At 73.9% G+C, this 23,278-nt stretch carries 20 protein-coding genes; 14 read left to right on the top strand and 6 right to left on the bottom strand.

Annotated features, from left to right (window positions below):
* Positions 1–24 precede the first annotated feature (24 nt).
* The 8 genes from LVO85_RS03540 to LVO85_RS03505 all read left to right on the top strand — a co-directional run bounded on the left by LVO85_RS03540 (position 25) and on the right by LVO85_RS03505 (position 6,645).
* Complete coding sequence (locus LVO85_RS03540) at positions 25–714, top strand: energy-coupling factor ABC transporter permease (protein ID WP_232746005.1); 690 nt, start codon at positions 25–27, stop codon at positions 712–714.
* Positions 711–1,067, top strand: coding sequence for a PDGLE domain-containing protein (locus LVO85_RS03535; RefSeq protein ID WP_232746004.1), 357 nt, complete (start codon positions 711–713; stop codon positions 1,065–1,067). The genes LVO85_RS03540 and LVO85_RS03535 overlap by 4 nt, the downstream gene beginning before the upstream one ends.
* Position 1,068: 1 nt before the next feature.
* Positions 1,069–1,830 (top strand): cobalt ECF transporter T component CbiQ, encoded by a 762-nt coding sequence (gene cbiQ, locus LVO85_RS03530; protein WP_232746003.1) that lies wholly within the window; start codon positions 1,069–1,071, stop codon positions 1,828–1,830.
* Positions 1,831–1,839: 9 nt separating this feature from the next.
* Complete coding sequence (locus LVO85_RS03525) at positions 1,840–2,631, top strand: energy-coupling factor ABC transporter ATP-binding protein (RefSeq protein WP_232746002.1); 792 nt, start codon at positions 1,840–1,842, stop codon at positions 2,629–2,631.
* Between the two features lie 51 nt (positions 2,632–2,682).
* The gene (gene fbaA, locus LVO85_RS03520; RefSeq protein ID WP_232746001.1) at positions 2,683–3,711 is read left to right on the top strand and encodes a class II fructose-bisphosphate aldolase; all 1,029 of its coding nucleotides are present in this window, start codon (positions 2,683–2,685) and stop codon (positions 3,709–3,711) included.
* Positions 3,708–4,112 (top strand): DUF3151 domain-containing protein, encoded by a 405-nt coding sequence (locus LVO85_RS03515; RefSeq protein ID WP_232746000.1) that lies wholly within the window; start codon positions 3,708–3,710, stop codon positions 4,110–4,112. Before fbaA ends, LVO85_RS03515 begins: the two co-directional genes overlap by 4 nt.
* Positions 4,113–4,301: 189 nt before the next feature.
* Complete coding sequence (locus tag LVO85_RS03510; protein WP_232745999.1) at positions 4,302–5,270, top strand: hypothetical protein; 969 nt, start codon at positions 4,302–4,304, stop codon at positions 5,268–5,270.
* Positions 5,271–5,352: 82 nt separating this feature from the next.
* Positions 5,353–6,645 (top strand): adenylosuccinate synthase, encoded by a 1,293-nt coding sequence (locus LVO85_RS03505; RefSeq protein ID WP_232745998.1) that lies wholly within the window; start codon positions 5,353–5,355, stop codon positions 6,643–6,645.
* 86 nt (positions 6,646–6,731) lie between these two features.
* On the opposite strand, the gene LVO85_RS03500 is transcribed toward LVO85_RS03505, so the two are convergent.
* The 6 genes from LVO85_RS03500 to purD all read right to left on the bottom strand — a co-directional run bounded on the left by LVO85_RS03500 (position 6,732) and on the right by purD (position 15,330).
* Positions 6,732–8,699 (bottom strand): glycosyltransferase, encoded by a 1,968-nt coding sequence (locus LVO85_RS03500; RefSeq protein WP_232745997.1) that lies wholly within the window; start codon positions 8,697–8,699, stop codon positions 6,732–6,734.
* Between the two features lie 4 nt (positions 8,700–8,703).
* Complete coding sequence (locus LVO85_RS16935; RefSeq protein WP_232745996.1) at positions 8,704–9,687, bottom strand: O-methyltransferase; 984 nt, start codon at positions 9,685–9,687, stop codon at positions 8,704–8,706.
* Positions 9,671–12,025: a phosphoribosylformylglycinamidine synthase subunit PurL gene (gene purL / locus LVO85_RS03490; RefSeq protein ID WP_232745995.1), complete on the bottom strand. Its 2,355-nt coding sequence runs from the start codon at positions 12,023–12,025 to the stop codon at positions 9,671–9,673. Before purL ends, LVO85_RS16935 begins: the two co-directional genes overlap by 17 nt.
* Entirely contained in the window at positions 12,022–12,693 is a 672-nt protein-coding gene (gene purQ, locus LVO85_RS03485; protein WP_232745994.1) for a phosphoribosylformylglycinamidine synthase subunit PurQ, read from the bottom strand. The genes purL and purQ overlap by 4 nt, the downstream gene beginning before the upstream one ends.
* Positions 12,690–12,959 carry a phosphoribosylformylglycinamidine synthase subunit PurS gene (gene purS, locus LVO85_RS03480; protein ID WP_232745993.1) on the bottom strand — a complete coding sequence of 90 codons (270 nt, stop codon included), beginning with the start codon at positions 12,957–12,959 and terminating at the stop codon, positions 12,690–12,692. The genes purQ and purS overlap by 4 nt, the downstream gene beginning before the upstream one ends.
* A 64-nt stretch (positions 12,960–13,023) precedes the next feature.
* On the bottom strand, positions 13,024–15,330 hold the full coding sequence (purD, locus tag LVO85_RS03475) for a phosphoribosylamine--glycine ligase (protein WP_232745992.1): 2,307 nt from the start codon (positions 15,328–15,330) through the stop codon (positions 13,024–13,026).
* A gap of 277 nt (positions 15,331–15,607) precedes the next feature.
* On the opposite strand from purD, the gene LVO85_RS16640 reads away from it, so the two are divergent.
* The 6 genes from LVO85_RS16640 to LVO85_RS03445 all read left to right on the top strand — a co-directional run bounded on the left by LVO85_RS16640 (position 15,608) and on the right by LVO85_RS03445 (position 23,222).
* Positions 15,608–16,603, top strand: a complete 996-nt coding sequence (locus LVO85_RS16640; RefSeq protein ID WP_269812833.1) for a helix-turn-helix transcriptional regulator — start codon at positions 15,608–15,610, stop codon at positions 16,601–16,603.
* 114 nt (positions 16,604–16,717) lie between these two features.
* Positions 16,718–18,949 carry a HelD family protein gene (locus LVO85_RS03465; protein WP_408637665.1) on the top strand — a complete coding sequence of 744 codons (2,232 nt, stop codon included), beginning with the start codon at positions 16,718–16,720 and terminating at the stop codon, positions 18,947–18,949.
* A 66-nt stretch (positions 18,950–19,015) separates the two neighbouring features.
* Positions 19,016–21,247, top strand: a complete 2,232-nt coding sequence (locus LVO85_RS03460; protein WP_232745990.1) for a DNA polymerase III subunit gamma and tau — start codon at positions 19,016–19,018, stop codon at positions 21,245–21,247.
* Positions 21,248–21,258: 11 nt separating this feature from the next.
* A complete protein-coding gene (locus LVO85_RS03455; protein WP_232745989.1) occupies positions 21,259–21,933 on the top strand; it encodes a lysophospholipid acyltransferase family protein in 675 nt (224 codons plus the stop codon).
* A 67-nt stretch (positions 21,934–22,000) separates the two neighbouring features.
* Complete coding sequence (gene recR / locus LVO85_RS03450) at positions 22,001–22,600, top strand: recombination mediator RecR (protein WP_232745988.1); 600 nt, start codon at positions 22,001–22,003, stop codon at positions 22,598–22,600.
* Positions 22,601–22,628: 28 nt separating this feature from the next.
* Positions 22,629–23,222, top strand: a complete 594-nt coding sequence (locus tag LVO85_RS03445) for a DUF5063 domain-containing protein (RefSeq protein ID WP_232745987.1) — start codon at positions 22,629–22,631, stop codon at positions 23,220–23,222.
* The last annotated feature ends 56 nt before the right edge of the window (positions 23,223–23,278 follow it).

Here is a 23,278-nt window from a genome sequence, read left to right as displayed (position 1 = left end):
ATAGTTTGCAGTAACGTGGGGCGCATGCACGTCCCCGACGGATTCCTGGACCTCGCCACCTCAGCCGCGACCGGTGCTGTCGCGGCAGGCGGCATCGCCCTCGCGCTGCGCGGGGCACGCCGCGAGCTGGACGACCGGACGGCACCCCTGGCCGGTCTGACGGCCGTCTTCGTCTTCGCCGGCCAGATGGTCAACTTCCCGGTCGGTGCCGGCACCTCCGGCCACCTCATGGGCGGTGCCCTCGCGGCCCTGCTGGTCGGCCCGTGGACCGCGACGCTGGTGGTCTCGGTGGTGCTCATCGTGCAGGCCCTGCTGTTCGGTGACGGCGGGCTCACCGCGCTCGGCACCAACATCACGCTCATCGCGCTGGTCGGCGTCTGGGCGGGATGGTGGACCTTCCGGGTGCTCTCGCGCGTGCTGCCCCGGCGCATCGGGCTGGTCCCACCGCTGGCGTTCGTCGCGGGCCTGGTGTCGGTGCCGGCCGCGGCCCTCGCCTTCGTCGGGCTGTATGCCGTGGGCGGCCAGGCTCCCGTCGAGCTCAGCACGCTGGTCACGGCCATGGTCGGGTGGCACACCGTGATCGGTGTCGGGGAGGGGGTCATCACGGCCCTCGTGGTGTCCTCCGTGCTGGCCGTGCGTCCCGACCTCGTGCTCGCCGCCGCGCCCTACCGCCAGGCCACCGAGCTGGAGATCCGTGAAGGAGCCACCGCATGAGCCCCTCGACCGCCACCGACCCCCACCCCACGACCTCGCCTCGCGGCCGGGTCTCCACCCGCGCCCTGGTGGTCGTCGGCCTGGTGGTGAGCCTGCTGGTCGCGGCGGTGGTGAGCTTCTACGCCTCCGCGCAGCCGGACGGCCTGGAGTACGTCGCCGAGCAGGTCGGCTTCATCGACCGGGCGGAGGACTCGGCCGTCGCCGGCTCCCCGCTGGCCGACTACGGCACCGCGGGGGTCGAGGACGAGCGGCTCTCCGTCGGCCTGGCCGGGCTGGTGGGAGTGGCCGTCACCGGCGCCGTCACCTTCGCCCTGGTGTGGCTGCTGCGCCGCCGCGGGGCGGACCGCGACTGAGGTGGGCGCCCCGCACGGGCACCTGCTGCACTACCACGGCCACTCCGTGGTCCACCGCACGCCGGCGCACCTGAAGATCGCGGCGCTGCTGGCCTTCGTGGTCGTCGTCGTGGCGACGCCGGGCACCGAGCTCTGGGCGTTCGGCGCCTACCTCGCCCTGCTGCTGGGTGTCGTCGCGCTCTCACACGTCCCTCCGGCCTACATCCTGCCCCGCATGGTCGTCGAGGTGCCGTTCCTGGTCTTCGCGCTGCTGCTGCCCTTCATCGCGACGGGGGAGCGGGTGGACGTCGGCCCGTTCAGCCTGTCCGAGCCGGGGCTGCTCGCCGCCTGGACCCTCGTGGCCAAGGGCACGCTGGGCGTGCTGGCGGCCCTGGTGCTCGCGACGACCACGGAGGGGCGTGACCTGGTGGCCGGTCTGCAGCGGCTGCGGATGCCGGCCCTCATGGTGCAGATCCTGTCGTTCATGCTGCGCTACCTCGAGGTCGTCGGGGCGGAGATGCATCGGATGCGCATCGCCCGTGAGTCCCGGGGATTCCACGGCCGCGGCCTGCGGGCCTGGCCGGTGCTGGCGAGCAGCGCGGGGTCCTTGTTCATCAGGTCCTACGAGCGCGGGGAGCGGGTGCACCTCGCGATGCTGTCGCGGGGGTATGCCGGGCGGCTGCCCCTGACGCAGTCCCAGCCGGCTGACGCGTCCCAGCTCGCCCGGGCGGCTGCCCTGCCGGGGGCCGCCCTGCTGGTCCTGCTCACGGCATACGTGTGGTGAGGTGACCCCATGAGCGAGCCGAGCCCCGCGCACCCTGCCACGGGGGAGCCGGTCCTGGAGGTGCGCGGCCTGGCCTACGCCTACCCGGACGGCCGCCAGGCGCTCTACGGGGTCGACCTGGCCCTGCGACCCGGCGAGCGGGTGGCCCTGCTGGGCCCCAACGGCGCCGGCAAGACCACCCTGGTGCTGCACCTGAACGGCATCCTCCTGGCCGGGGCCGGCTCGGTGCGGGTCGCCGGCCTGCCCGTCACGCAGGAGCACCTCGCGGAGGTCCGTCGCCGCGTCGGCATCGTCTTCCAGGACCCCGACGACCAGCTCTTCATGCCCACGGTGCACGACGACGTGGCCTTCGGCCCGGCCAACCTCGGGCTGGGCGGAGCGGCGCTGGAGGAGCGGGTGCACGAGGCGCTGGCTGCTGTCGGGATGCTCGACGTCGTGGACCGGCCACCGCACCACCTGTCCTTCGGGCAGCGCCGCCGGGTGGCCGTGGCCACGGTCCTGGCCATGCGGCCGGACATCCTGGTGCTGGACGAGCCGAGCTCGAACCTCGACCCCGCCTCACGCCGGGAGCTGGCCGAGATCCTGCGCTCCCTCGACATCACGGTGCTCATGGTCACCCACGACCTGCCGTATGCCGCAGAGCTGTGCGGGCGGTCGGTGGTCCTGTCCGGCGGGGTGGTCGTCGCCGACGGGCCGACCACGCAGGTCCTGGCCGACGAGGAGCTCCTGCGCGCGCACCGGCTGGAGCTGCCGCAGGGGTTCTCGCTGGCGCCACGTCAGGTGTGGAAGCATGGCGACTGAGCCGCACGCCGCACCCGGCTGCTAGCGCCGGGGCACCATCGAGGAGGACCCATGCCCATCGCCACCCCCGAGGTCTACGCCGACATGCTGGACCGGGCCAAGGCCGGTTCGTTCGCCTACCCGGCCATCAACGTCAGCTCCAGCCAGACCCTCAACGCCGCGATCCGCGGTTTCGCCGACGCCGGCAGCGACGGCATCATCCAGGTCTCCACCGGTGGGGCGGAGTACCTCTCGGGCCCGGCGGTCAAGAACATGGTGACCGGCTCGCTGGCCTTCGCGGCCTTTGCGCACGAGGTCGCCACGAAGTACGACGTCAACATCGCCCTGCACACCGACCACTGCCCCAAGGACAAGCTGGACGGCTTCGTGCGGCCGCTCCTCGCCGCGTCCACCGAGCGGGTGGCGTCCGGTGGGCTGCCCTACTTCCAGTCGCACATGTGGGACGGCTCGGCCGTGCCGCTGGAGGAGAACCTGCAGATCGCCGAGGAGCTGCTCGAGCTGAGCGCTGCGGCGCACATCATCCTCGAGGTCGAGATCGGCGTGGTCGGGGGCGAGGAGGACGGTGTCGCCAACGAGATCAACGAGCAGCTCTACACCACGCCCGAGGACGCCGTGGCGACCATCCGGGCCCTTGGGGCCGGTGAGAAGGGCCGCTACCTGACGGCGCTGACCTTCGGCAACGTGCACGGCGTCTACAAGCCGGGCAACGTCAAGCTGCGCCCGGAGATCCTGCGCGAGGCCCAGTCGGCCGCGGCCCGCGAGCTCGGCCTGGCCGAGGACAAGCGGCCCTTCGACCTCGTCTTCCACGGCGGGTCCGGCTCGACCGCCGAGGAGATCTCGGCCGCCGTCGACTACGGCGTCCTGAAGATGAACGTCGACACCGACACGCAGTACGCCTTCACCCGGCCGGTGGCGGGCTACATGCTGCGCAACTTCGACGGCGTGCTCAAGATCGACGGCGAGGTCGGCAACAAGAAGATGTACGACCCGCGCGCCTGGGGCAAGGAGGCCGAGGCCGGGATGTCCGCTCGCGTCGTCGAGGCCTGCGAGAACCTCCGCTCCGCCGGCACCCACCAGTGACCGGCGACCTGCTCGGCATCCCGAGCACCGAGCTGCCGGTGGACCCGGCCTCGGCCCGGCTCGAGGAGGGGGTGGACCCGCGCGACGTCGCCGTGGCCTACCCGGGCTCCAGCCTGGCCTGGGCGGTGCTGGCCGAGGGCGCCCTGGAGGACGGGCTGGACCTGGAGGGCTACGCCTTCGCCCGCACCGGCTACCACCGGGGGCTGGACGCCCTGCGTCGCGCCGGCTGGCGGGGTCAGGGCCCGGTCCCGTGGGCCCACGAGCCGAACCGCGGCTTCCTGCGTGCGCTGGCCGCCCTGGCCCGGGCGGCCCAGCGCATCGGCGAGGAGGAGGAGTGGCGTCGCTGCGCCGACTTCCTGCACGCGTCGTCGGCGGACGCGGCCCGCGAGCTGGGGGTCTGAGGGCCCCGGCTCCCGCACTCCGACCCCCGCACGTGCGGGAGCGGCGCCGGACCCTTGGGTCCAGCGCCGCTCCCACCCCCTGACATGCCAGGCCTCGCGTCCCCTGCGTACTACCCGGCGGGACCTATGCAAGCACACAACGACGCCTGATGGTGACCCGTGCATGCCAGTGGCAGTAAGTTGCCGTAGGTGAATGCTCAACCGTTCGGTGACCTACCGGAGGAGGCCCGCGCGCTCTACCGCAGGGTCCTGCGGTCGCTGCCCGCGCCCGTCGAGGAGCACGCCGAGGACCTCGGCTGGCCCGTTGACCACGCGCGCGCCACCCTCACCGTGCTGCGTGACCTGGGCCTGGTCCACGTCGACCCCGAGGGTCGGCCCCGTGCCGAGGACCCTCGCGCCGGGGTCGGCCGGCTGCTCTCCCGCGCCGAGGCCGACCTGGACGCCTGGCGGGAGCAGCTGCTGAGCCTGCGGGAGTCGCTCTCCGGCTTCGAGGCGGACTACCGCAAGGGTCTGGAGCTGAGCGGGCCCAGGGTGCCGATGTTCGAGGAGGTCACCTCGGCCCGGGTGCCGGAGGTGCTACAGGTGCTGGCCCGGACCTCGACCGGCACCATCGCCCAGGTGAACGCCGAGGTCGGCGCCGGGCCGGGTCTGGACCCCCTGGTGCGCAGTGAGCGCGAGGCGTCGCTGGCGGCCGGACGGGAGCACCGGTCGATCTTCGGGCTCGGCGTGCTCACCGACCCTGCGGGCGTGTCCTACCTCGAGGAGCGCGCCGCCTCGGGGGAGCGGCAGCGCTACCTGGAGCACGTCCCCGTGGAGTTCGCCGCCTTCGGTGACGCCGCGGTGGTCGTGAGCCACGGCGTGGTCCCGCTAGAGGACTTCCTGCTCGTGCGCTCGCCGGTGGTCGTGCAGGTCTTCCTGGCGCTCTTCGACGAGCTCTGGCGGCGTGCCGAGCCGGTCCACCACGCGGACACCACGGCGCAGACCAGGCGGATGCTGGAGCTGCTGGCGCTGGGGTTCAAGGACGAGGCCATCGCCCGCCAGCTGGGCCTGGGGCTGCGCACGGTCCGGCGCCGCGTGGCCGACCTGATGGACGACTACGGCGTGGACACCCGCTTCCAGCTCGGCCTCGCGCTGGGGCGGCTCGGGACGCTCGAGTAGGCCGGGTCCGGCGGGGGCGGGGAGGACGGCCCGGCACCGATAGTGTGGCCCCGACCGTTTCCGAGACAAGGGGTGTCGATCCATGCCGGCAATCGTGCTCGTCGGCGCCCAGTGGGGCGACGAAGGCAAGGGCAAGGCCACCGACCTGCTGGGCAGCAGCGTCGACTACGTGGTGAAGTTCAACGGCGGCAACAACGCCGGCCACACCGTCGTGATCGGTGACCAGAAGTACGCGCTGCACCTGCTCCCCAGCGGCATCCTGACGGCCGGGTGCACCCCGGTGATCGCCAACGGCGTGGTCGTCGACCTCGCCGTGCTCATCGAGGAGCTGGACGGACTGGAGGCCCGCGGGGTCGACACCTCCAAGCTGCTGATCAGCGCCAACGCGCACGTCATACCGCCCTACAACCGCGTGTTGGACAAGGTGACCGAGCGCTTCCTGGGCCAGCGCAGGCTGGGCACCACCGGCCGGGGGATCGGGCCGACCTACGCCGACAAGATGAACCGGGTCGGCATCCGGGTGCAGGACCTCTACGACGAGTCCATCCTGCGGCAGAAGGTCGAGGCGGCCCTGGAGGTCAAGAACCAGGTGCTGCTCAAGATCTACAACCGTCGTGCGGTGGCCGTCGAGGAGGTCATGGAGGAGCTGATGCGGCACGCCGAGCGCATCCGGCCGATGGTGACCGACACGGCGCTGGTGCTCAACACCGCGGTCGACCGCGGTGAGACGGTGCTCTTCGAGGCGGGCCAGGCCACCCTGCTCGACGTCGACCACGGCACCTACCCGTTCGTCACCTCCTCCAACGCCACCTCCGGTGGTGCGTGCACCGGGTCCGGTGTCGCGCCCACCCGCATCGACCGGGTCATCGCGATCCTCAAGGCCTACTCCACCCGGGTCGGCGAGGGGCCGTTCCCGACCGAGCTGCACGACGCCGACGGCGACTTCCTGCGGGAGACCGGCGCCGAGTTCGGCACCACCACCGGGCGGCCCCGCCGCTGCGGCTGGCTCGACGTGGTGGTCGGCCGCTACGCCACGCGCATCAACGGCGTCACCGACTTCGTGATCACCAAGCTCGACGTGCTGACCGGGCTGGAGACCATCCCCGTGTGCGTGGCCTACGACGTGCAGGGCACCCGGCACGACGAGATGCCGGTCAACCAGTCGGACTTCCACCACGCGCAGCCGGTCTACGAGGAGCTGCCCGGCTGGACCGAGGACATCTCCGGCTGCCGCACGTTCGATGACCTGCCGCCCAACGCCCAGCGCTACGTGCTGCGCGTCGAGGAGCTCGTCGGCGCCCGTGTGTCCGCGATCGGCGTGGGCCCCGGGCGCACCCAGACGATCCAGCGCCACAGCCTGCTCGGCGCCGACTGAGGCACGTCCGCGGGCGAGGTCACCCGCCTGGGGGGTCAGGCGCCCGCGTGAGCTGGTATGCCGGGGGCGCGGGTCGGCGCGGGAGGTCAGGTGTCCGCGTCAGCGGGTGTGCCAGGGCGGGTGCGGGCCGGTGGTGCCCCCAGCACTCCACGGGGCGGGGCGAAGCCGGAGTGCTGCTCGTGGCCCTTCAGGAAGTAGTCGACACCGGGGTCCCAGGTGTGTCCCTGCGCGCCGCGGAAGACGACGAAGCCGACGCCGTGGGTGCGGTAGACACTGCCGCCGGCGCTCACCACGGACCGGGCCAGGGCGGTGTCGAGCCCGTGCGCGACCGGCCGCCAGCCGCCGACCGAGCGGAGGGTCTCGGCGGCCAGCATCAGCGCGGCGCCGGGCACCTGCCCCACGAAGCGGTAGCCCTGCGCCCGCTGGCGGCGCACGGTCACGTCGACCTCCTCGAGGTAGACGAACTCGGCGCCGCAGCCGACGAGGTCGGCCCCTGAGTGCTCGGCGGCGTGCACGAGGTCGGTGAGGTGGTGGACGCCGTAGAAGTCGTCGTCGTCCATCTTGGCGATGTAGTGCCCCGTCGCCCTGGCGCTGAGCTCGTCGAGCACCTCGCCGAACATCCGCTCCGCGCCGACCGGGACCACGGCCAGGTCGCCCGTGAACGCCTGCTCGAAGCGCACGACCTCCGGATGGTCACGGTCGAAGCCGTGCAGGCCCAGCACGACCTCCACGTCGGGCCAGTCCTGGCCCGCCAGCTGCCGGCGGATCGCGGGCAGCTGGTGCGGGCGCTTGGTCGCCACGACCACCGAGACCCGAGGAGGCGCCAGCAGGCCGTGCCGGGTCGTCAGCCCGCTCCAGCGGGCCCGTGGCCCGTGCTGCTGCAGGGCGGTGCGGGTCAGCGCGGTGCAGTAGAGCTCACGCTCCAGCGGGTCCTCGAGGTCTCCGGCTGCCGTCGTGGACCGCAGCACGGCCGCGAGCTGCGGCCCGACGAGGGCCCGGGTCGAGAGGTCGGGCGGCTCCGCCGTGACGACGGGCAGACCGGCCGCGGCAGCGTCCACCAGGAAGGCCGCGTGCTCGACCGGGCCCCGGTGGGCTGCGGGGGCGTCGGTGACCAGGCGCAGGCCACGGACGGCCGCGACCACCCGCTCGTCCAGCCCCACGCGCTCGTCGACCCGCACCGGGCCGCGGTCACCCCGGGTGACGACCGTGCGCCCGGGGCCGGTCCGGACGACCTCGCCGACCCCGCCGTCCGCGTCCACCCGGAAGCCGGTGGGGTTCAGCACCCGGATGTCCACGGGGGGCAGGAGAGACGCCCCGTCCAGGTCGGCGAGCCACGCCTCCAGCTGTGACCGGCCCAGACCCAGCAGGTCGTCCCACGACGGGCGCGCAGCGCGCCCCTGCACCCGGACGGCGGCCGGCATCCGCAGGGGGAGAGGACCGTCCGTGACGACGACGTCGACGTCGGGCGACGGCACGGCAGCCTCGTCGTCGGGTGCCGCTCCGAGGTGGGTGGCGCCGGGGTCACCGCACGCCCAGGGCAGCAGGCCGTCGTCGGTGCCGGCCACGCCGACCCGCAGACCGCCCAGGGGCGGCCCCCCGGGGGCGATCCCACCCCCGAGCACGACGGCGACCAGGTCCCTGACCTTGACCGGGCTCGTCAGGAGCACCGTGACCTCCCGGCGCAGGGACGCGTCCTTGCCGAGCGTCCGGGTCTCGGCCCGCACGACCGCGGCACCGCGCACGTGGTGGCGGGGCAGCTGCAGCAGCTCGGGCGCGGCCCGCCCGGCCACCGCGACGACATAGCTGCGGGCCGCGCCCTGCACCAGGGCCAGCAGCGGGGAGGCGGCGCGCAGTGCCTTGGCCGACTCCGCCAGCACGGTCACGGTGCCGCTGCGGTCGGCCTCGACGGGCGCCTCCCGGCCCGGCAGGGTGAGCAGGTCGACGACCGTCCCCGACGCCGCCGCCGACCACCGGCGCAGCCGCTCGCCGTCGCCCACCGTCAGGACGAGGTGGGCAGCGCTGGTCGACGCAGGGTCGGGCCTGGAGGGTGCCACGAGGTCAGTGGTCGTCGCGCGCCGTGTGGACGAGCACCACGGGCCGCTCGTCGTCCCGGGTGTGCTGCGACAGGGTGGGGTGCTCGGCCGGCCAGGGGCGCCCGACGTCGTGCACGTCGGTGCGGGACGCCTCGACGACGAGGGTCGCCCCGTCCGCACACCGCTGGAGCAGCAGCGGCACCGCCGGGCCGTGGTCCGGCCCGCCGTCCTCGTCCCCGTGGCCGTCCTGGGGTGACAGGTCGAGGTGGAGCAGGCCGATGTCGTGCAGGTCGTCGAGGACGGCGGGGTCGTACCACCGGTGCGACGCGTCGCCGGTGCTCACCGCCCGCAGCGGGGAGACCCGCACCTCGGTCACGTCGGCGAGCCCCTCCTGCTGCAGCCGGGCGCGCACCCGGGCGGCCCGGGTCGGGTCGTGCTCCAGGGTGACCACGCGACCGGCGCGGGTGGCCTGCACCGCCAGTGCCAGGGCCACCGTGGACTCACTGCTGCCGCACTGGACCACAAGACGTGGCCGGGTGGTGCTGACCGCGTGCACCAGGGCGACCTGGGTGCGCAGCCTGTCGGCCGCACCGCTGTCACCCGGCATCCCGGGGCCCGCGGCCAGGGACCGGAGCCGAGCCTTTGTCTCGAGGTGCCGGTCCGCGGCTGCCACCCGCTCGTGCGCGGCACTGCTGACCAGCCGCTCCGCCGTCGCGTCGAGCCGCCTCTCCAGCGATGTGCGCACCGCCTCCACCTGCTCGGTGACGGGACCGGTCACACCGTCCAGCCGGCGGTCGGTCTCACGGTGCTCCTGGGCCAGTGACCTCAGCGCCGTGGCCGTGCTCCGCTGCCAGCGGCGCGCCAGGAGCTGCAGCAGCAGGGCGCCGAGGACGAGCGGGGTCAGCGCTGCCAGTGCCGCGCCGGGCAGGTCCAGCAGACCGAGCACGACGACCGCCGCGCCGAGTGCGAGCGCAGCGACGGCGACGGCCTGCTCACGACCCGGACGCACGGCGTCCTTCGCCCGTCGCCCGGCCGGTCGCCGCGTGCCGGGGCGTGACGTCGCGCGCCAGGGCGGCCTCGATGACCCCGGTGTGCGCCTCGCGCAGCGTGGAGGCGCCCAGCTCGAACGTGTCCTCCACGTGCATCGAGGTGCCGTCTGTCGTCCCCAGGCGCAGCACCGGCTGGCTGTGCTCCTCGCACAGCGCCTCGAAGGCCGCGACGTCCGGGTCCGGCACCGCGACGAGGGCGCGCGCACCCGACTCGCTGAAGAGGGCGGTGAAGGAGTCCACGCCGTCGCGGGAGCGCAGACCGGCCAGCGAGACCGTCGCCCCCACGTCGTGCCGCAGGACGCCCTCGGCCAGCGCGACCGCCAGGCCCCCCTCGGACAGGTCGTGTGCCGCGGCGACCAGGCCGCGGGCCGTGGCCTCGACCATGACGGTGGCGAGCCGCTGCTCGGCCGCCAGGTCGACCCGCGGGGGCCGGCCGCCGAGGTGGCCGTGGGCGACCTGCGCCCAGACGGAGCCGTCGAGCTCGTCGGCCGTCGTGCCGAGCAGCAGGAGCGTCAGCCCCTCGTCCTGCCAGCCCGACCGGTTGCGCCGGGAGACGTCGTCCATCGCGCCGAGCACGGCGACCACCGGGGTGGGGTGGATCGGGGTGTCACCGGTCTGGTTGTAGAACGAGACGTTGCCACCGGTGACCGGCACCCCGAGCTGTGCGCAGCCGTCGGCCAGGCCGGTGACGGCCTCGGCGAACTGCCACATCACGCCCGGGTCCTCCGGCGAGCCGAAGTTGAGGCAGTCGGAGACGGCCAGCGGCCGGGCACCGCTGACGGCGACGTTGCGGTAGGCCTCCGCCAGCGCGAGCTGCGCCCCGGCATACGGGTCGAGCTGGGCGAAGCGTCCGTTGCAGTCGGTCGCGACCGCGACCCCCTGCCCGGTCTCCTCGTCGACCCGCACGACGCCGGCGTCGTCCGGCATCGCCTGGGCAGTGTTGCCGCGCACGTAGCGGTCGTACTGCCGGGTGACCCACGCGGGGTCGCAGACGTTGGGCGAGGCGAGCACGTCGAGCAGCGTCCGGCCGAGGCCCTCGGTGGCCGGCCGGGGAAGCCCGGCCGTGGTGTCGGCCTGCAGGGCGTCGAGGTATGCCGGCCGCCCCAGCGGGCGGTGGTAGACCGGGCCGTCGTGGGCCACGGAGCGCGGGGGCACGTCGACGATGAGCTCCTCGCCCCAGAAGATCTCCAGGTGGCTGCCGTCGGTGACCTCGCCGAGCACGGTCGCCTCGACGTCCCAGCGCCGGGCGACGGCCATGAACTCCTCGAGCCGTGCGGGCTCGACGATCGCCATCATCCGCTCCTGCGACTCCGACATGAGGATCTCCTCCGGCGACAGGGAGGAGTCGCGCAGCGGCACCCGGTCCAGGTGCACCCGCATGCCCCCGTCGCCGTTGGAGGCGAGCTCGCTGGTCGCGCAGCTGAGCCCCGCGCCGCCCAGGTCCTGGATGCCGGCGACGACCCCGGCGGCATACAGGTCCAGGCAGCACTCGATGAGCACCTTCTCGGCGAACGGGTCGCCGACCTGCACTGCGGGCCGCTTGGTGGGGCCGGTGGAGTCGAAGGTCTCCGAGGCGAGCACGGAGACGCCGCCGATGCCGTCGCCGCCGGTCTTCGCCCCGAAGAGGACGACCAGGTTGCCGGTGCCGGAGGCGCTGGCCAGGTGGATGTCCTCCACCCGCATGGCGCCCACGCAGAGGGCGTTGACCAGCGGGTTGCCCTGGTAGCACGGGTCGAAGGCGATCTCGCCGCCGATGTTGGGCAGGCCCAGGCAGTTGCCGTAGCCGCCGACGCCGGCCACGACCCCGGGCAGCACGCGCGCGGTGTCGGGGTGGTCGAGGGCGCCGAAGCGCAGCGGGTCCATCACCGCCAGCGGCCGGGCACCCATGCTCATGATGTCGCGCACGATGCCGCCGACCCCGGTCGCGGCGCCCTGGTAGGGCTCGATGTAGCTGGGGTGGTTGTGGCTCTCGATCTTGAAGGTGACCGCCCAGCCGTGGCCGATGTCGACGACGCCGGCGTTCTCGCCGATGCCGACGAGGAGGTGCTCGCGCATCGCGGCGGTCGTCTTCTCGCCGAACTGGCGCAGGTGCACCTTGGAGGACTTGTAGGAGCAGTGCTCGGACCACATCACGGAGTACATCGCCAGCTCGGCGCTGGTGGGCCGGCGGCCGAGGATCTCGCGGATGCGGGCGTACTCGTCCTCCTTGAGGCCCAGCTCGGCCCAGGGCTGCGTGGTGTCCGGGGTCTGCGCGGCGCGCTCGACGTGGTCGACCTGGTATGCCGTGGGCCCGCTCATGCGTCGACCACCGCCCGCAGCACGGAGGTGAAGAAGGGCAGGCCGTCCAGCCCGGGGCCGTAGCCCTCCTCGACGCAGTGCTCGGGGTGCGGCATGAGGCCCACGATGTTGCCCCGCTCGTTGCTGATGCCGGCGATGGCCCGGCGCGACCCGTTGGGGTTGGGGCCGAGGTAGCGGGCGACGACCCGGCCCTCGCCCTCCAGCGCGTCGAGGGTGTGCTCGTCGGCCATGAAGGCACCCTCACCGTTCTTCAGCACGATGGTGACCTCTTCGTCCTGGGCGAAGTCCCCGGTCCAGGCGGTGTCGACGCGCTCGATGCGCAGCCGCTGGTCGACGCAGGCGAACTGCTGGTGGTCGTTGCGCACCAGGGCCCCGGGCAGCAGGTGCGACTCGCACAGCACCTGGAAGCCGTTGCAGATGCCGAGCACGGGCAGCCCGCCGCGGGCCGCCGGCACCAGCACGTCCATCACCGGTGCGAAGCGGGCGATGGCACCGCAGCGCAGGTAGTCGCCGTAGGAGAACCCGCCGGGCAGGACGACGGCGTCGACGCCGCCGAGGTCGGTGTCGCCGTGCCACAGCGGCACGGCCTCACCCCCCGCCAGCTCGACGGCCCGCTGCGCGTCGTGGTCGTCCAGCGACCCGGGGAAGGTGACGACGCCCACCCTCACGAGGAGGCCACCTCGCCCTCGACGAGCTCGCGGACCGACACGACGTCCTCGATCACGGGGTTGCTCAGCAGTGTCTCGGCGGCCTCGCGGGCCGCCGCGAGCACCTCCTCGGTCACCTCGCCCTCCACCTGCAGCGTGAAGCGCTTGCCCTGGCGCACGTCGGAGAAGCGGCTCTGGCCCAGGCGCCGCAGCGCCCCGACCACGGCCTGGCCCTGGGGGTCCAGGATCTCCTGCTTGGGCATGACATCGACGACGACAGTTCCCATACGGGCCGCCACTCCTAGGTCGGGGGGAGAAGTCGTGCTCGAGTCTATCGACCCGTGCGGGTGCTCAAGGACGCTCGAAGCGCTCCCCGGTGAGGGTCTCGTAGGCCTCGACGTAGCGGGCGCGGGTCAGCTCGACGACATCGTCCGGCAGAGGAGGGGGCGGGCCGCCGGCGTGCCGGTCCCAGCCGCTGTCGGGGCCGGTGAGCCAGTCGCGCAGCACCTGCTTGTCGTAGGAGGTCTGGGGCCGGCCGGGCTCCCACTCCGCGGCCCGCCAGAAGCGGGAGGAGTCGGGGGTGAGCACCTCGTCGGCGAGCACCAGCTGCACCGCGTCGGGGTCGAGGGCCGGCCAGACGATGTCCTCCTCGCGCTCCAGCCCCAGGGCCACCGGGTCGACCCCGAACTCGACCTTGGTGTCGGCGATGAGGATGCCGCGCTCCTCGGCGACCGCGTTGCCGCGGCCCAGGATGGCGACGGTGAGGTCGCGCACCCGCGCGGCGAGCTCGGGGCCCAGCACGTCGACGACCTCCTCGAAGGTCATCGGCCGGTCGTGCTCGCCCTGCGGGGCCTTGGTCGACGGCGTGAAGACCGGCTCGGGCAGCCGCGACCCGTCGACCAGGCCCTCGGGCAGCCGGACGCCGCTGACGGCTCCGGTGGCGGTGTACTCCGCCAGGCCCCCGCCGGTCAGGTAGGCCCGCGCGACCGCCTCGACCGGCAGCATCCGCAGCCGTCGGACGTAGAGGCCGCGACCGGCTGCGGCCTGCGGCACGTCGGCGTCGATGACGTGGTGGGGCACCAGGTCCTCCAGGCGCTCGAACCACCACCGCGACAGCCGGGTCAGCACGACGCCCTTGTCGGGGACGGGGGTCTCGAGCACGTGGTCGTAGGCCGAGATGCGGTCGCTGGCCACCATGAGCAGCCGGTCGTCCTGCACCAGCCCGGTCTGCGGGTCCAGGGGGGCGTAGAGGTCGCGCACCTTGCCCGAGTGCACCGGCAGGTGGCCGGGTATGCCGTAGCTCTCGCCGAGGAAGGGCGCGTCCTGCCCGGAGGCCGGGCCCCGGGCGTGGTCCTCGCCCGCGGAGGGCACCTGTACCCGGCCCTCGGCGGCCCGGGCGGCGATGTCGGTGCGGTGCTGGGAGCCCTTCATCGCGACGAGGTCGACCCCGGCATACGCGCGCTCGCGGGCCTGGTGCAGGTCGTGCCCGAGGGCGACCACGGACAGCACCCGGCCGCCGGCGGCCCGCAGCACGCCCTCGTCGTCGACCCGGGTGCCGGCGTGCAGCACATGGGTGTCGGGCACCTGGTCCTCCACCAGCTCGGTGCCGTCCACCGCCGCCCCGAGCACGGGTGCCTCGGGGTAGCCCTGTGCCGCCAGCACGACGGTCACCGCGCTCTCCGGGCGCCACCGCAGCGGCGGCAGCTCGCCCAGGGTGCCGGTCGCGGCGGCCTGGAGCAGGCCGCCCAGCGGGGTCTGCAGCCGGGCGAGCACCGACTGGGTCTCGGGGTCGCCGAAGCGGGCGTTGAACTCCACCACCCGGGGGCCGGCCGAGGTGAGGGCCAGGCCGATGTAGAGCACCCCGGCGAACGGGGTGCCGCGGCGGCGCATCTCGGCCACCGTCGGCTGCGCGACCCGCGAGACGATGGTGCCGACCAGGTCGGGCACCTGCTCCTGCACCCAGGGCAGCGGGCTGTAGGCGCCCATGCCGCCGGTGTTGAGGCCGGCGTCGCCGTCGCCGATGCGCTTGAAGTCCTGCGCCGGCTCCAGGGGCACGACCGTCGTGCCGTCGCTGATGCAGAACAGCGAGACCTCCGGGCCGTCGAGGTAGTCCTCGACGACTACGCGTCCGTGCGGCTTGGCCAGGCAGGAGCGTCCGTGCTCCAGCGCTGCCGCGAGGTCGTCGGTGACGACGACGCCCTTGCCCGCGGCCAGCCCGTCCTCCTTGACGACATACGGGGCGCCGGTCGCGTCGAGCGCCTCCTGCACCTCCCCGACGGTGGTGCACACGTGCGCCCGGGCGGTGGGCACGTCCGCAGCGGCCATGACCTCCTTGGCGAAGGACTTGCTGCCCTCGAGCCGCGCGGCCTGCGCCGAGGGGCCGAAGCAGGCGAAGCCCGCGTCGCGGACCGCGTCGGCGACCCCGGCGACCAGGGGGGCCTCCGGGCCGATGACGACGAGGTCGACGGCCTGCTCCCGGGCGGCCGCCACCACCGCGCTCGCGTCGGTGGGGTCGCTCACCCCCGGCAGGCACGTGGCCACGGCGGCGATGCCGGGGTTGCCGGGGGCGGCGACCACCGCCTCCACCTCGGCGTCGAGCAGGAGGGCACGCACCAGGGCGTGCTCGCGGGCACCGGAACCTACCACCAGGATCTTCACACCGACGACCCTAGCGCCGGACATGAGTGTGGCCCTCCTGGGAGGCAGGGGGGGCTTTCCCCCAGGAGGGCCACAACGATGAGGCAGGGTCAGCCTGTCGGGAGGGGGGTCTCAACGGCGACTCGCACGATCCTCATCTCCGGCGCGAACGCCGGTATGAGCACTGTGGCACGACGAGCACCTCTGCGCCAAGATGTCAGGTGTCGGATCATCGTCAATGACGGCGATCCGTCATGATGGCGGCCTGAAGTGGCATGACGAGAGGGTGGGGCCAGCGATGGCAGCGGGCGCGGGGCAGCACGACACGGGGTCGCCGGACGACCTCGCCCGCCACGTCTACGTGTCCATGATCCGGCTCGGCCACCCCACGCTGGAGATGCTCGTGCAGATGGGCATCCCCGAGCGCAAGGTCCGCCTGGCGGCCGACCTGCTCGTCGCCCGCGGGCTGGTCTCGTCCGCGGGGCCGGACGCGTGGGAGGTGAACGCCCCCGAGCCCGCCCTGCAGCGCTGGGCCGACCGGATGGAGCAGGACGCACGCGAGATGCGTGCCAGCGCAGCCAACCTCTCGGCGATGTGGCAGCAGGCCACCCAGGAGGCCGGTCCTGCGGCCGACGAGGGCCTGGAGCTGCTGGGCTCCGCGGAGGCGGTGGCCCTGGCCACCCGGACGATGGTCGAGCGCTCCGAGCGTCGGCTGTGGTGGGTCGTGGGTGCCTCGGAGCCGGCGCGCCGGCTGCTGCAGCCGCCGGCGGAAGCGGGGGAGGTCGTGCTCCGGCCGGGGGTGCAGGTCGGGATCCTGGTCGACCGGCCGGTGCTGGAGGTGCCGGGGGTGCTGCCGGAGCTGGAGCGGCACCTCTCCCTCGGCAGGCAGGTGCGGGTCATCAACCGGCTCGCCTTCAGCGGCGTCCTCAGCGACGAGGAGGTCGTCGTGCTCGACCTGTGCGGCAGCGACCCGGACGGGGACGGCTCCTTCCAGGCCCGCCGGCCCAACATCGTGGCCGCCGTGCACGGCTGGGTCGGCATCGTGTGGGGCGAGGCCGTGCCGCTCACCTCGATCATGGACCGCAGCGGCCACCTGCACGCGCACTCGGTGGACGCCCGCGACCGTCGCATCCTGGCGCTGCTGGCCACCGGCCTGTCCGACCAGGTCATCGCCCGGGACTGCGGCATCTCGACCCGCACCGTGGAGCGTCGGGTGCGCGACCTGATGAACCGGCTGACGGCCACGACCCGCTTCCAGGCCGGGGTGCAGGCGGTGCGCCGGGGCTGGATCTGAGCCGGACGCACGGGGCCCTGCCACCAGCGGTCGGTGGCGCCTTCGGCGCTCGGTAGCATAGGGGGTTCTGTGTGCGCCGGCCCGTGACCGGCGGCCCACCGTCGGAGAGGATGGATGCTGGTGAGTGCCGAGGTGCGGGCTGCGGTGGCGGCCGAGATCGCCCACGAGCAGGCTCACGTCGACCGGGTCTACACCGAGCTGGCCAAGGCGGCCGCCCGGGTCGACCTGGTGCACGCGGAGGGGATGGCGCGTGGCCAGACGGAGCGCAAGGGCACCGGCGACCCGCGCGAGGAGGAGATGGCCGGCCTGTTCGAGCGCGACGCCCTGGTCTACAACGCGACCCGCCGCCGTGCCTCCCTGCAGGGCCAGCACGAGGGTCTCGTCTTCGGCCGTCTCGACCTCGACCACCCCGGGCCGGAGGCGGAGCGCGAGCTGCGCTACGTCGGGCGGCTGGGGGTCCGCGACGACGACTACGAGCCGCTGGTCGTCGACTGGCGCGCCCCCGCCGCGGCGCCGTTCTACCGCGCCACCCCGGTCGACCCCCAGGGCGTCGTCCGCCGGCGCGTCCTGCGCTGCCTCGGGGAGACCGTCGTCGGGGTCGAGGACGACCTGATGGTGGCCGAGGCCCCCGACGACATCGTGGTCGTCGGCGACGGCGCCCTCATGGCGGCCCTGACCCGCAGCCGCGGCCAGCGCATGCGCGACATCGTCGCGACGATCCAGCAGCACCAGGACGAGGCCATCCGCGCCCCTGCCCGCGGGGTCACCGAGATCACCGGCGGCCCGGGCACCGGCAAGACGGTGGTGGCCCTGCACCGGGCGGCCTACCTCCTCTACTCCGACCGGCGGCGCTTCGAGTCCGGAGGGGTCCTGGTGGTCGGCCCCTCGGCGGCCTACACCGCCTACATCGAGCGGGTGCTGCCCTCCCTGGGGGAGGAGAGCGTCACCCTGCGCTCGGTGGGTGACGTCGTCGGCGGCATCACCGCGACCCGCAACGACGCCCCGGCTGCGGCAGCCGTCAAGGGCTCGCTGCGGATGCGGCCGGTGCTGTCCCGCCTCGTGCGCGAGCCCGCCCCCGACGCACCCACCGTGCTGCGCTGCTTCGTGGCCGGCCACGCCGTGCGTCTGGAGGCCGACGAGCTCGAGCGCGTGCGCCGGCAGGTGCTGCGCCACCACCAGCGCAACAGCTCCCACGACGCGGCGGTGCGCGCCCTCGCCGAGCGCACCTGGCTGCAGGTGCGCCAGGGCGAGCGCGACGAGTTCATCGACCAGTTCACCGACTCCTCCGAGGTGGAGGCCTTCACCCGCGCGTGGTGGCGGCCCGTCGACCCCCGGGAGGTGCTGCTGTGGCTGGCCGACGAGACGACGGCGCGCCGGGTCGGGGCCCGTGACCTCACGCCCGAGGAGGCCGGGCTGGTGGCCGGGTCCCTGCAGGTCGCGCTGCGCACCGGGGAGTGGTCGGTGGCCGACATCGCGCTGGTGGACGAGCTCGCAGCCCGCCTCGGCCCGGTCGTCGACCTGCCGCAGGAGGAGCGGGGCTTCTACGAGATCGAGGAGCTCGACGACGTGGGACAGCACGGCGTCCCGGCGCTGCGCACCGGACGCATCGTGCCCGACGAGGGCGACTTCGCGCTGGACGCGGACGGGCAGCGCACGGCATACCAGCGGGTGTCGCACGACCCGCGCGAGCGGCTGCTGGCCTCGCGCGTCACGCCGGCCGACGAGTTCGCCCACGTGCTCGTCGACGAGGCGCAGGACCTGTCCCCCATGCAGTGGCGGATGCTGGCCCGGCGCGGGCGCTGGGCCTCCTGGACCGTCGTCGGCGACGCGGCGCAGGCCTCCTGGCCGGACCTGCCCGAGGCGAGCCGGGCCCGGGAGGAGGCCTTCGGCTCCGCACCCCGGCGCGCGTTCCACATGAGCACCAACTACCGCAACGCCCGCGAGATCTTCGACCTGGCGCAGGCGATGATCCGCGAGCACGTGCCGGACGCGGACATCCCCGACGCGGTCCGCGAGACCGGTCACCTGCCGGTCGAGCGGACGGTGACGGCGCAGGACCTCGTCCCTCAGGCCTCGCAGGCCGTCGCCGGGCTGCTGGAGGAGGTCGACGGCTCCATCGCGGTCATCAGCCCCCAGCGCTGGTGGAGCGTGGCGGCTCCCGTGGTGACGGCTCACGACGGGCGGGTCGTGCTGGTGGACCCGCTGTCGTCCAAGGGTCTGGAGTACGACGCGACGGTCGTGCTGGACCCCGACGAGATCGTGCGGGAGTCACCGGGCGGGGCGCGCGTGCTCTACGTCGTGCTGACCCGCGCGGCGCACCGGATGACGGTGCTGCGGGTGGGCTGAAGCCCTGACCTGGCGGCCTGTGGGTGACGGACGCCGGGGTCGGTGGCGGCGGTTAGGGTCGGTGTCGTGAGCACCGCGTTGTACCGCCGCTACCGGCCCGAGAGCTTCGCCGACGTCATCGGGCAGGAGCACGTCACCGAGCCGCTGATGCAGGCGCTGCGCACCGGCCGGGTCAACCACGCCTACCTGTTCAGCGGGCCGCGCGGCTGCGGCAAGACCACCAGCGCGCGCATCCTGGCGCGCTGTCTCAACTGCGCCCAGGGCCCCACGCCCGAGCCGTGCGGGGAGTGCGAGTCGTGCGTGGCGCTCGCCCGAGGGGGCGCGGGGTCGGTGGACGTCATCGAGATCGACGCTGCCAGCCACGGGGGTGTGGACGACGCCCGCGAGCTGCGCGAGCGCGCTGCCTTCGGGCCCGCCCAGGCGCGCTACAAGGTCTACATCATCGACGAGGCGCACATGGTGACCTCGCACGGCTTCAACGCCCTGCTCAAGGTCGTCGAGGAGCCACCGCCCCACGTGAAGTTCATCTTCGCCACGACCGAGCCCGAGAAGGTGCTGTCCACGATCCGGTCGCGCACCCACCACTACCCTTTCCACCTCGTGCCGCCGCAGCGGCTCACGACCTACCTCGAGCAGGTCTGCGCCACCGAGGGGGTGCAGCTGGAGCCGGGCGTGCTCTCCTTCGTGACCCGGGCCGGCGGTGGGTCGGTGCGTGACTCGCTCTCCGTGCTCGACCAGCTCATCTCCGGCGCCGGTGACGAGGGCCTGACCTACGAGCGCACGGCCGCGCTGCTGGGCTTCACCGACCTGGAGCTGCTCGACGCCGTCGTCGACGCCGTGGCCGCGCAGGACGCCGCCGGCGTGTTCCGGCAGGTGGACAAGGTCATGGAGTCGGGCCACGACCCGCGCCGGTTCGTGGAGGACCTGCTGGACCGCTACCGCGACCTCATCGTGGTCTCTGCGGTCGGTGAGCGCATCGGGGGCCTGCTGCCGGGCGTCCCGGAGGACCAGGTGGAGCGGATGCGGCACCAGGCCACGGCCTACGGCACGGCCTCGCTGACGCGGTGTGCCGACATCGTGAGCCGGGGGCTGGCCGAGATGACGGGGGCGGTGTCCTACCGGCTGCTCCTGGAGCTGGTGTGCGCCCGCCTGCTGCTGCCCGCGGCAGCGGGGGAGCAGGGGTATGCCGCACGCCTGGACCGCATCGAGCGCCGGCTGGCCGCCGGGGGTCCCGGCGGCTCCTCGCCGACGGCCGGTGCACCTGCGTCGCGCGCGGAGCCACGGGCGGGCGGAGGCCGGGACCGACCCGAGCAGGAGCATCCTCAGCAGGGCCGTCCCGTGCAGGCGCATCCTCACCAGGGGCGCCCCGAGCCGGCGCGCCCCGAGCAGATGCGACCCGAGCCGGAGCGTCCTCAGGAGCAGCCTGCCGCCGAGCCACCGCGCCCCGTGTCCCAGTCGGAGCAGGTCTCCCCCGAGGTCGTGCAGCCCCCGGCCGAGCCGGTGGCCACCCCGGAGGCCGCCCCCGGCCCGGGGCACCTCGACACCGACGCCGTGCGACGGCACTGGCCCGAGGTGCTCGACGCCGTCAAGGGCATCCGCCGGGTGACCTGGAGCTTCGTGTCCGTCAACACCCAGGTGGTCGACTACGACGGCGAGCGGCTGCTCCTGGAGATCGCGACACCCGGCCAGGCCGAGACCTTCCGGCGGGGCAACCACGCCGAGGTCGTGCGTCAGGCCCTCATCGAGGCCATCGGGCTGGACACGCGGGTCGACAGCAGGGTGAGCCCGGGCGCCGAGGCAGCACCCGACGCGCGGCGCGGTGGCCGCGGGACGGGGCCGCCTGTGTCCGGCGACGCCCGGACCGCGCCCGGACAGGGACAGCAGGCACCCCGGGGAGGCCGGACCCAGCCGTCGCAGGGAGGTCGGCCGTCCCAGCCGGCCCGGGGCGCCGAGGCGCCGGCCGGCGGCCAGGCACAGCAGGGCGGCAGCCGGGGCACCACGGGCCGTGGCGTCCCGCACGACGGGCCGCCACCGATGGAGGAGCCACCGCCGGCCGATCCGCCGGAGGAGGACTGGGAGCGGCGCGCCTCCGGCGACGCGCCTGCGTGGGCCGTCAGCGGGGCCGAGCCCGTGGCCGTCAGCGCCGCAGGCCCCGCCGCCCCGCGCCCTGCTGCGGCACCTGACACGCCGGAGGCCGACGACGAGGACCTGCAGACCTCGAGCGCGGTCGGTCAGCCGGTGATCGAGAGTGTCCTCGGCGGTACGGTGATCGCGGTCGACGACGACAGCGCACGCTGAGGAAGGACGAGATGCTCTACCGACTGCTGCACTTCACCGTGCGCCCGGCCGCCCTCGCCCTGTGGCGGCCCGAGGTCATCGGCGCCGAGAACGTGCCGCTCAGCGGCCCGGTGATCCTGGCGAGCAACCACCTCTCCTTCGCCGACAGCGTGGCCATCCCGCTGACCGCGCCCCGCCAGGTCGCCTTCCTGGCCAAGGCGGAGTACTTCACCGGCACCGGTCTCAACGGCTGGGTCAGCCGCACCTGGTTCACGGCCATCGGCTCCATCCCGGTCGAGCGGGACAGTGCCCGGGCGGCGCAGGAGTCCCTCGACCTCGCCCTGGCCCACCTGCGCGCCGGCGGGGCGTTCGGGATCTACCCGGAGGGCACCCGCTCGCGCGACGGGCGCCTCTACCGGTTCCGCACCGGGGTGGCGTGGCTGGCGCTGGAGACCGGGTGCCCCGTGGTGCCGGTGGCGCTCACGGGCACCGACACCCTCCAGCCGGTCGGCGCCCGGCTGCCGCGGGTCCGCAGGTTCCGGGTGGAGTTCGGCGCGCCGCTGACCTTCACGGAGCGGTACGCAGGGGTGCCGGCCGGTCAGGCCCGCCGCGCGGTCACCGACGAGATCCAGGCCGCGGTGCACGCCATGAGCGGCCAGGAGCTGGCCCCCGACTACAACCAGCGCCCGACCGAGACGCCGCTGTGAGAGACCGGCCCGGCCCCGGCGGGGTGGCGTTCGCCGAACGGCGACCCCGCCGCATACAGTCGTGGGTGTGTACGAAGGTGTGGTCCAGGACCTGATCGACGAGCTGGGGCGGTTGCCCGGGGTCGGTCCCAAGAGCGCCCAGCGCATCGCCTTCCACCTGCTGTCCGCCGACCCGGAGGACGTCACCCGGCTCGCCGAGGCCCTGCAGCAGATCAAGGAGCGGGTGCAGTTCTGCCAGACCTGCGGCAACGTCGCCGAGGCGACGCAGTGCCGCATCTGCCTGGACCCCCGTCGCGACCCGGCGCTCATCTGCGTCGTCGAGCAGTCGCAGGACGTCGTCGCGATCGAGCGCACCCGGGAGTTCCGTGGGCGCTACCACGTGCTCGGCGGGGCCATCAACCCGATCGGCGGGGTGGGCCCCGAGGACCTGCGGGTGAAGGAGCTCGTCACCAGGCTGGCCGACGGCGACGTCACCGAGGTCATCATCGCGACCGACCCCAACCTCGAGGGCGAGGCCACCGCGACCTATCTCGCGCGCCTGCTGCGCACCATGGGCGTGCGGATCAGCCGCCTGGCCTCGGGGCTGCCGGTGGGCGGCGATCTTGAATACGCTGACGAGGTGACGCTGGGCCGCGCCTTCGAAGGGCGCCGGCTGATCGAGGCCTGAACCAGGGCCGGGAAGGCACGGGCACATCATGGATGACACCGACGAGAGCGCGGAGAAGGCGCTGCGCCACGAGCTGTCCGGGCTCGCCGACGAGACGGCCGAGCAGGCACGCACCTACCTGCTGGCGGTGCGTGAGGTGTCCACCGGCCAGGCCCCCCAGGCGGTGCTGCCGCTGCTGCTGCTGGCGCTGTCCCAGGTGCAGCTGGCCGGGGCGCGCCTCGGCGCCATGGTCGACGTGGTGCCGGCCGAGCGCTTCGAGCCGGACCACGGCCCGGACCCCGACCTCGACCTGCTGCACGACGGGCTGGCGACCCTGCTGGCCGGTCTCGACGAGTATGCCGAGGTGCCCGACCCGGTGCTGCTCGGCCACGTCGTGAGCGGCAGCCTGTCCAACGACGTCGTGACGATCGCCTCCGACCTCTCGCACGGTCTGCGGCACTTCGAGTCCGGAGCGAGCACCGAGGCCCTGTGGTGGTGGCAGTTCAGCTATCTCTCCTCGTGGGGGGAGCGTGCCACCTCGGCGCTGCGGGTGCTGGTCGCGCTGCTGGCCCACGTGCGCCTCGACGCCGACGAGGAGGTCGTCATGGAGGCCGAGATGGCGGCCCTGCACGCCGAGCCCTGACCGGGGCCACATCATCGCGCCCTACCCGGCCCGGGAACCTGCCCTCGGTCAGGTCC

It is taken from the genome of Ornithinimicrobium sediminis, assembly GCF_021272345.1.
GTDB classification, from domain to species: domain Bacteria; phylum Actinomycetota; class Actinomycetes; order Actinomycetales; family Dermatophilaceae; genus Ornithinicoccus; species Ornithinicoccus sediminis_B.
Note: the sequence above shows the minus strand (reverse complement) of the source record. Positions and strands in the feature narration are given on the sequence as shown.

Coding starts and splice junctions, on each gene's coding strand:
- fbaA (WP_232746001.1), top strand. CDS start 2,683: ATGCCCATCGCCACCCCCGAGGTCTACGCCGACATGCTGGACCGGGCC.
- purS (WP_232745993.1), bottom strand. CDS start 12,959: ATGGGAACTGTCGTCGTCGATGTCATGCCCAAGCAGGAGATCCTGGAC.
- LVO85_RS03535 (WP_232746004.1), top strand. CDS start 711: ATGAGCCCCTCGACCGCCACCGACCCCCACCCCACGACCTCGCCTCGC.
- LVO85_RS03525 (WP_232746002.1), top strand. CDS start 1,840: ATGAGCGAGCCGAGCCCCGCGCACCCTGCCACGGGGGAGCCGGTCCTG.
- LVO85_RS03445 (WP_232745987.1), top strand. CDS start 22,629: ATGGATGACACCGACGAGAGCGCGGAGAAGGCGCTGCGCCACGAGCTG.
- LVO85_RS03465 (WP_408637665.1), top strand. CDS start 16,718: ATGCTGGTGAGTGCCGAGGTGCGGGCTGCGGTGGCGGCCGAGATCGCC.
- LVO85_RS03505 (WP_232745998.1), top strand. CDS start 5,353: ATGCCGGCAATCGTGCTCGTCGGCGCCCAGTGGGGCGACGAAGGCAAG.
- LVO85_RS03540 (WP_232746005.1), top strand. CDS start 25: ATGCACGTCCCCGACGGATTCCTGGACCTCGCCACCTCAGCCGCGACC.
- LVO85_RS03455 (WP_232745989.1), top strand. CDS start 21,259: ATGCTCTACCGACTGCTGCACTTCACCGTGCGCCCGGCCGCCCTCGCC.
- LVO85_RS16640 (WP_269812833.1), top strand. CDS start 15,608: ATGGCAGCGGGCGCGGGGCAGCACGACACGGGGTCGCCGGACGACCTC.
- purL (WP_232745995.1), bottom strand. CDS start 12,025: ATGAGCGGGCCCACGGCATACCAGGTCGACCACGTCGAGCGCGCCGCG.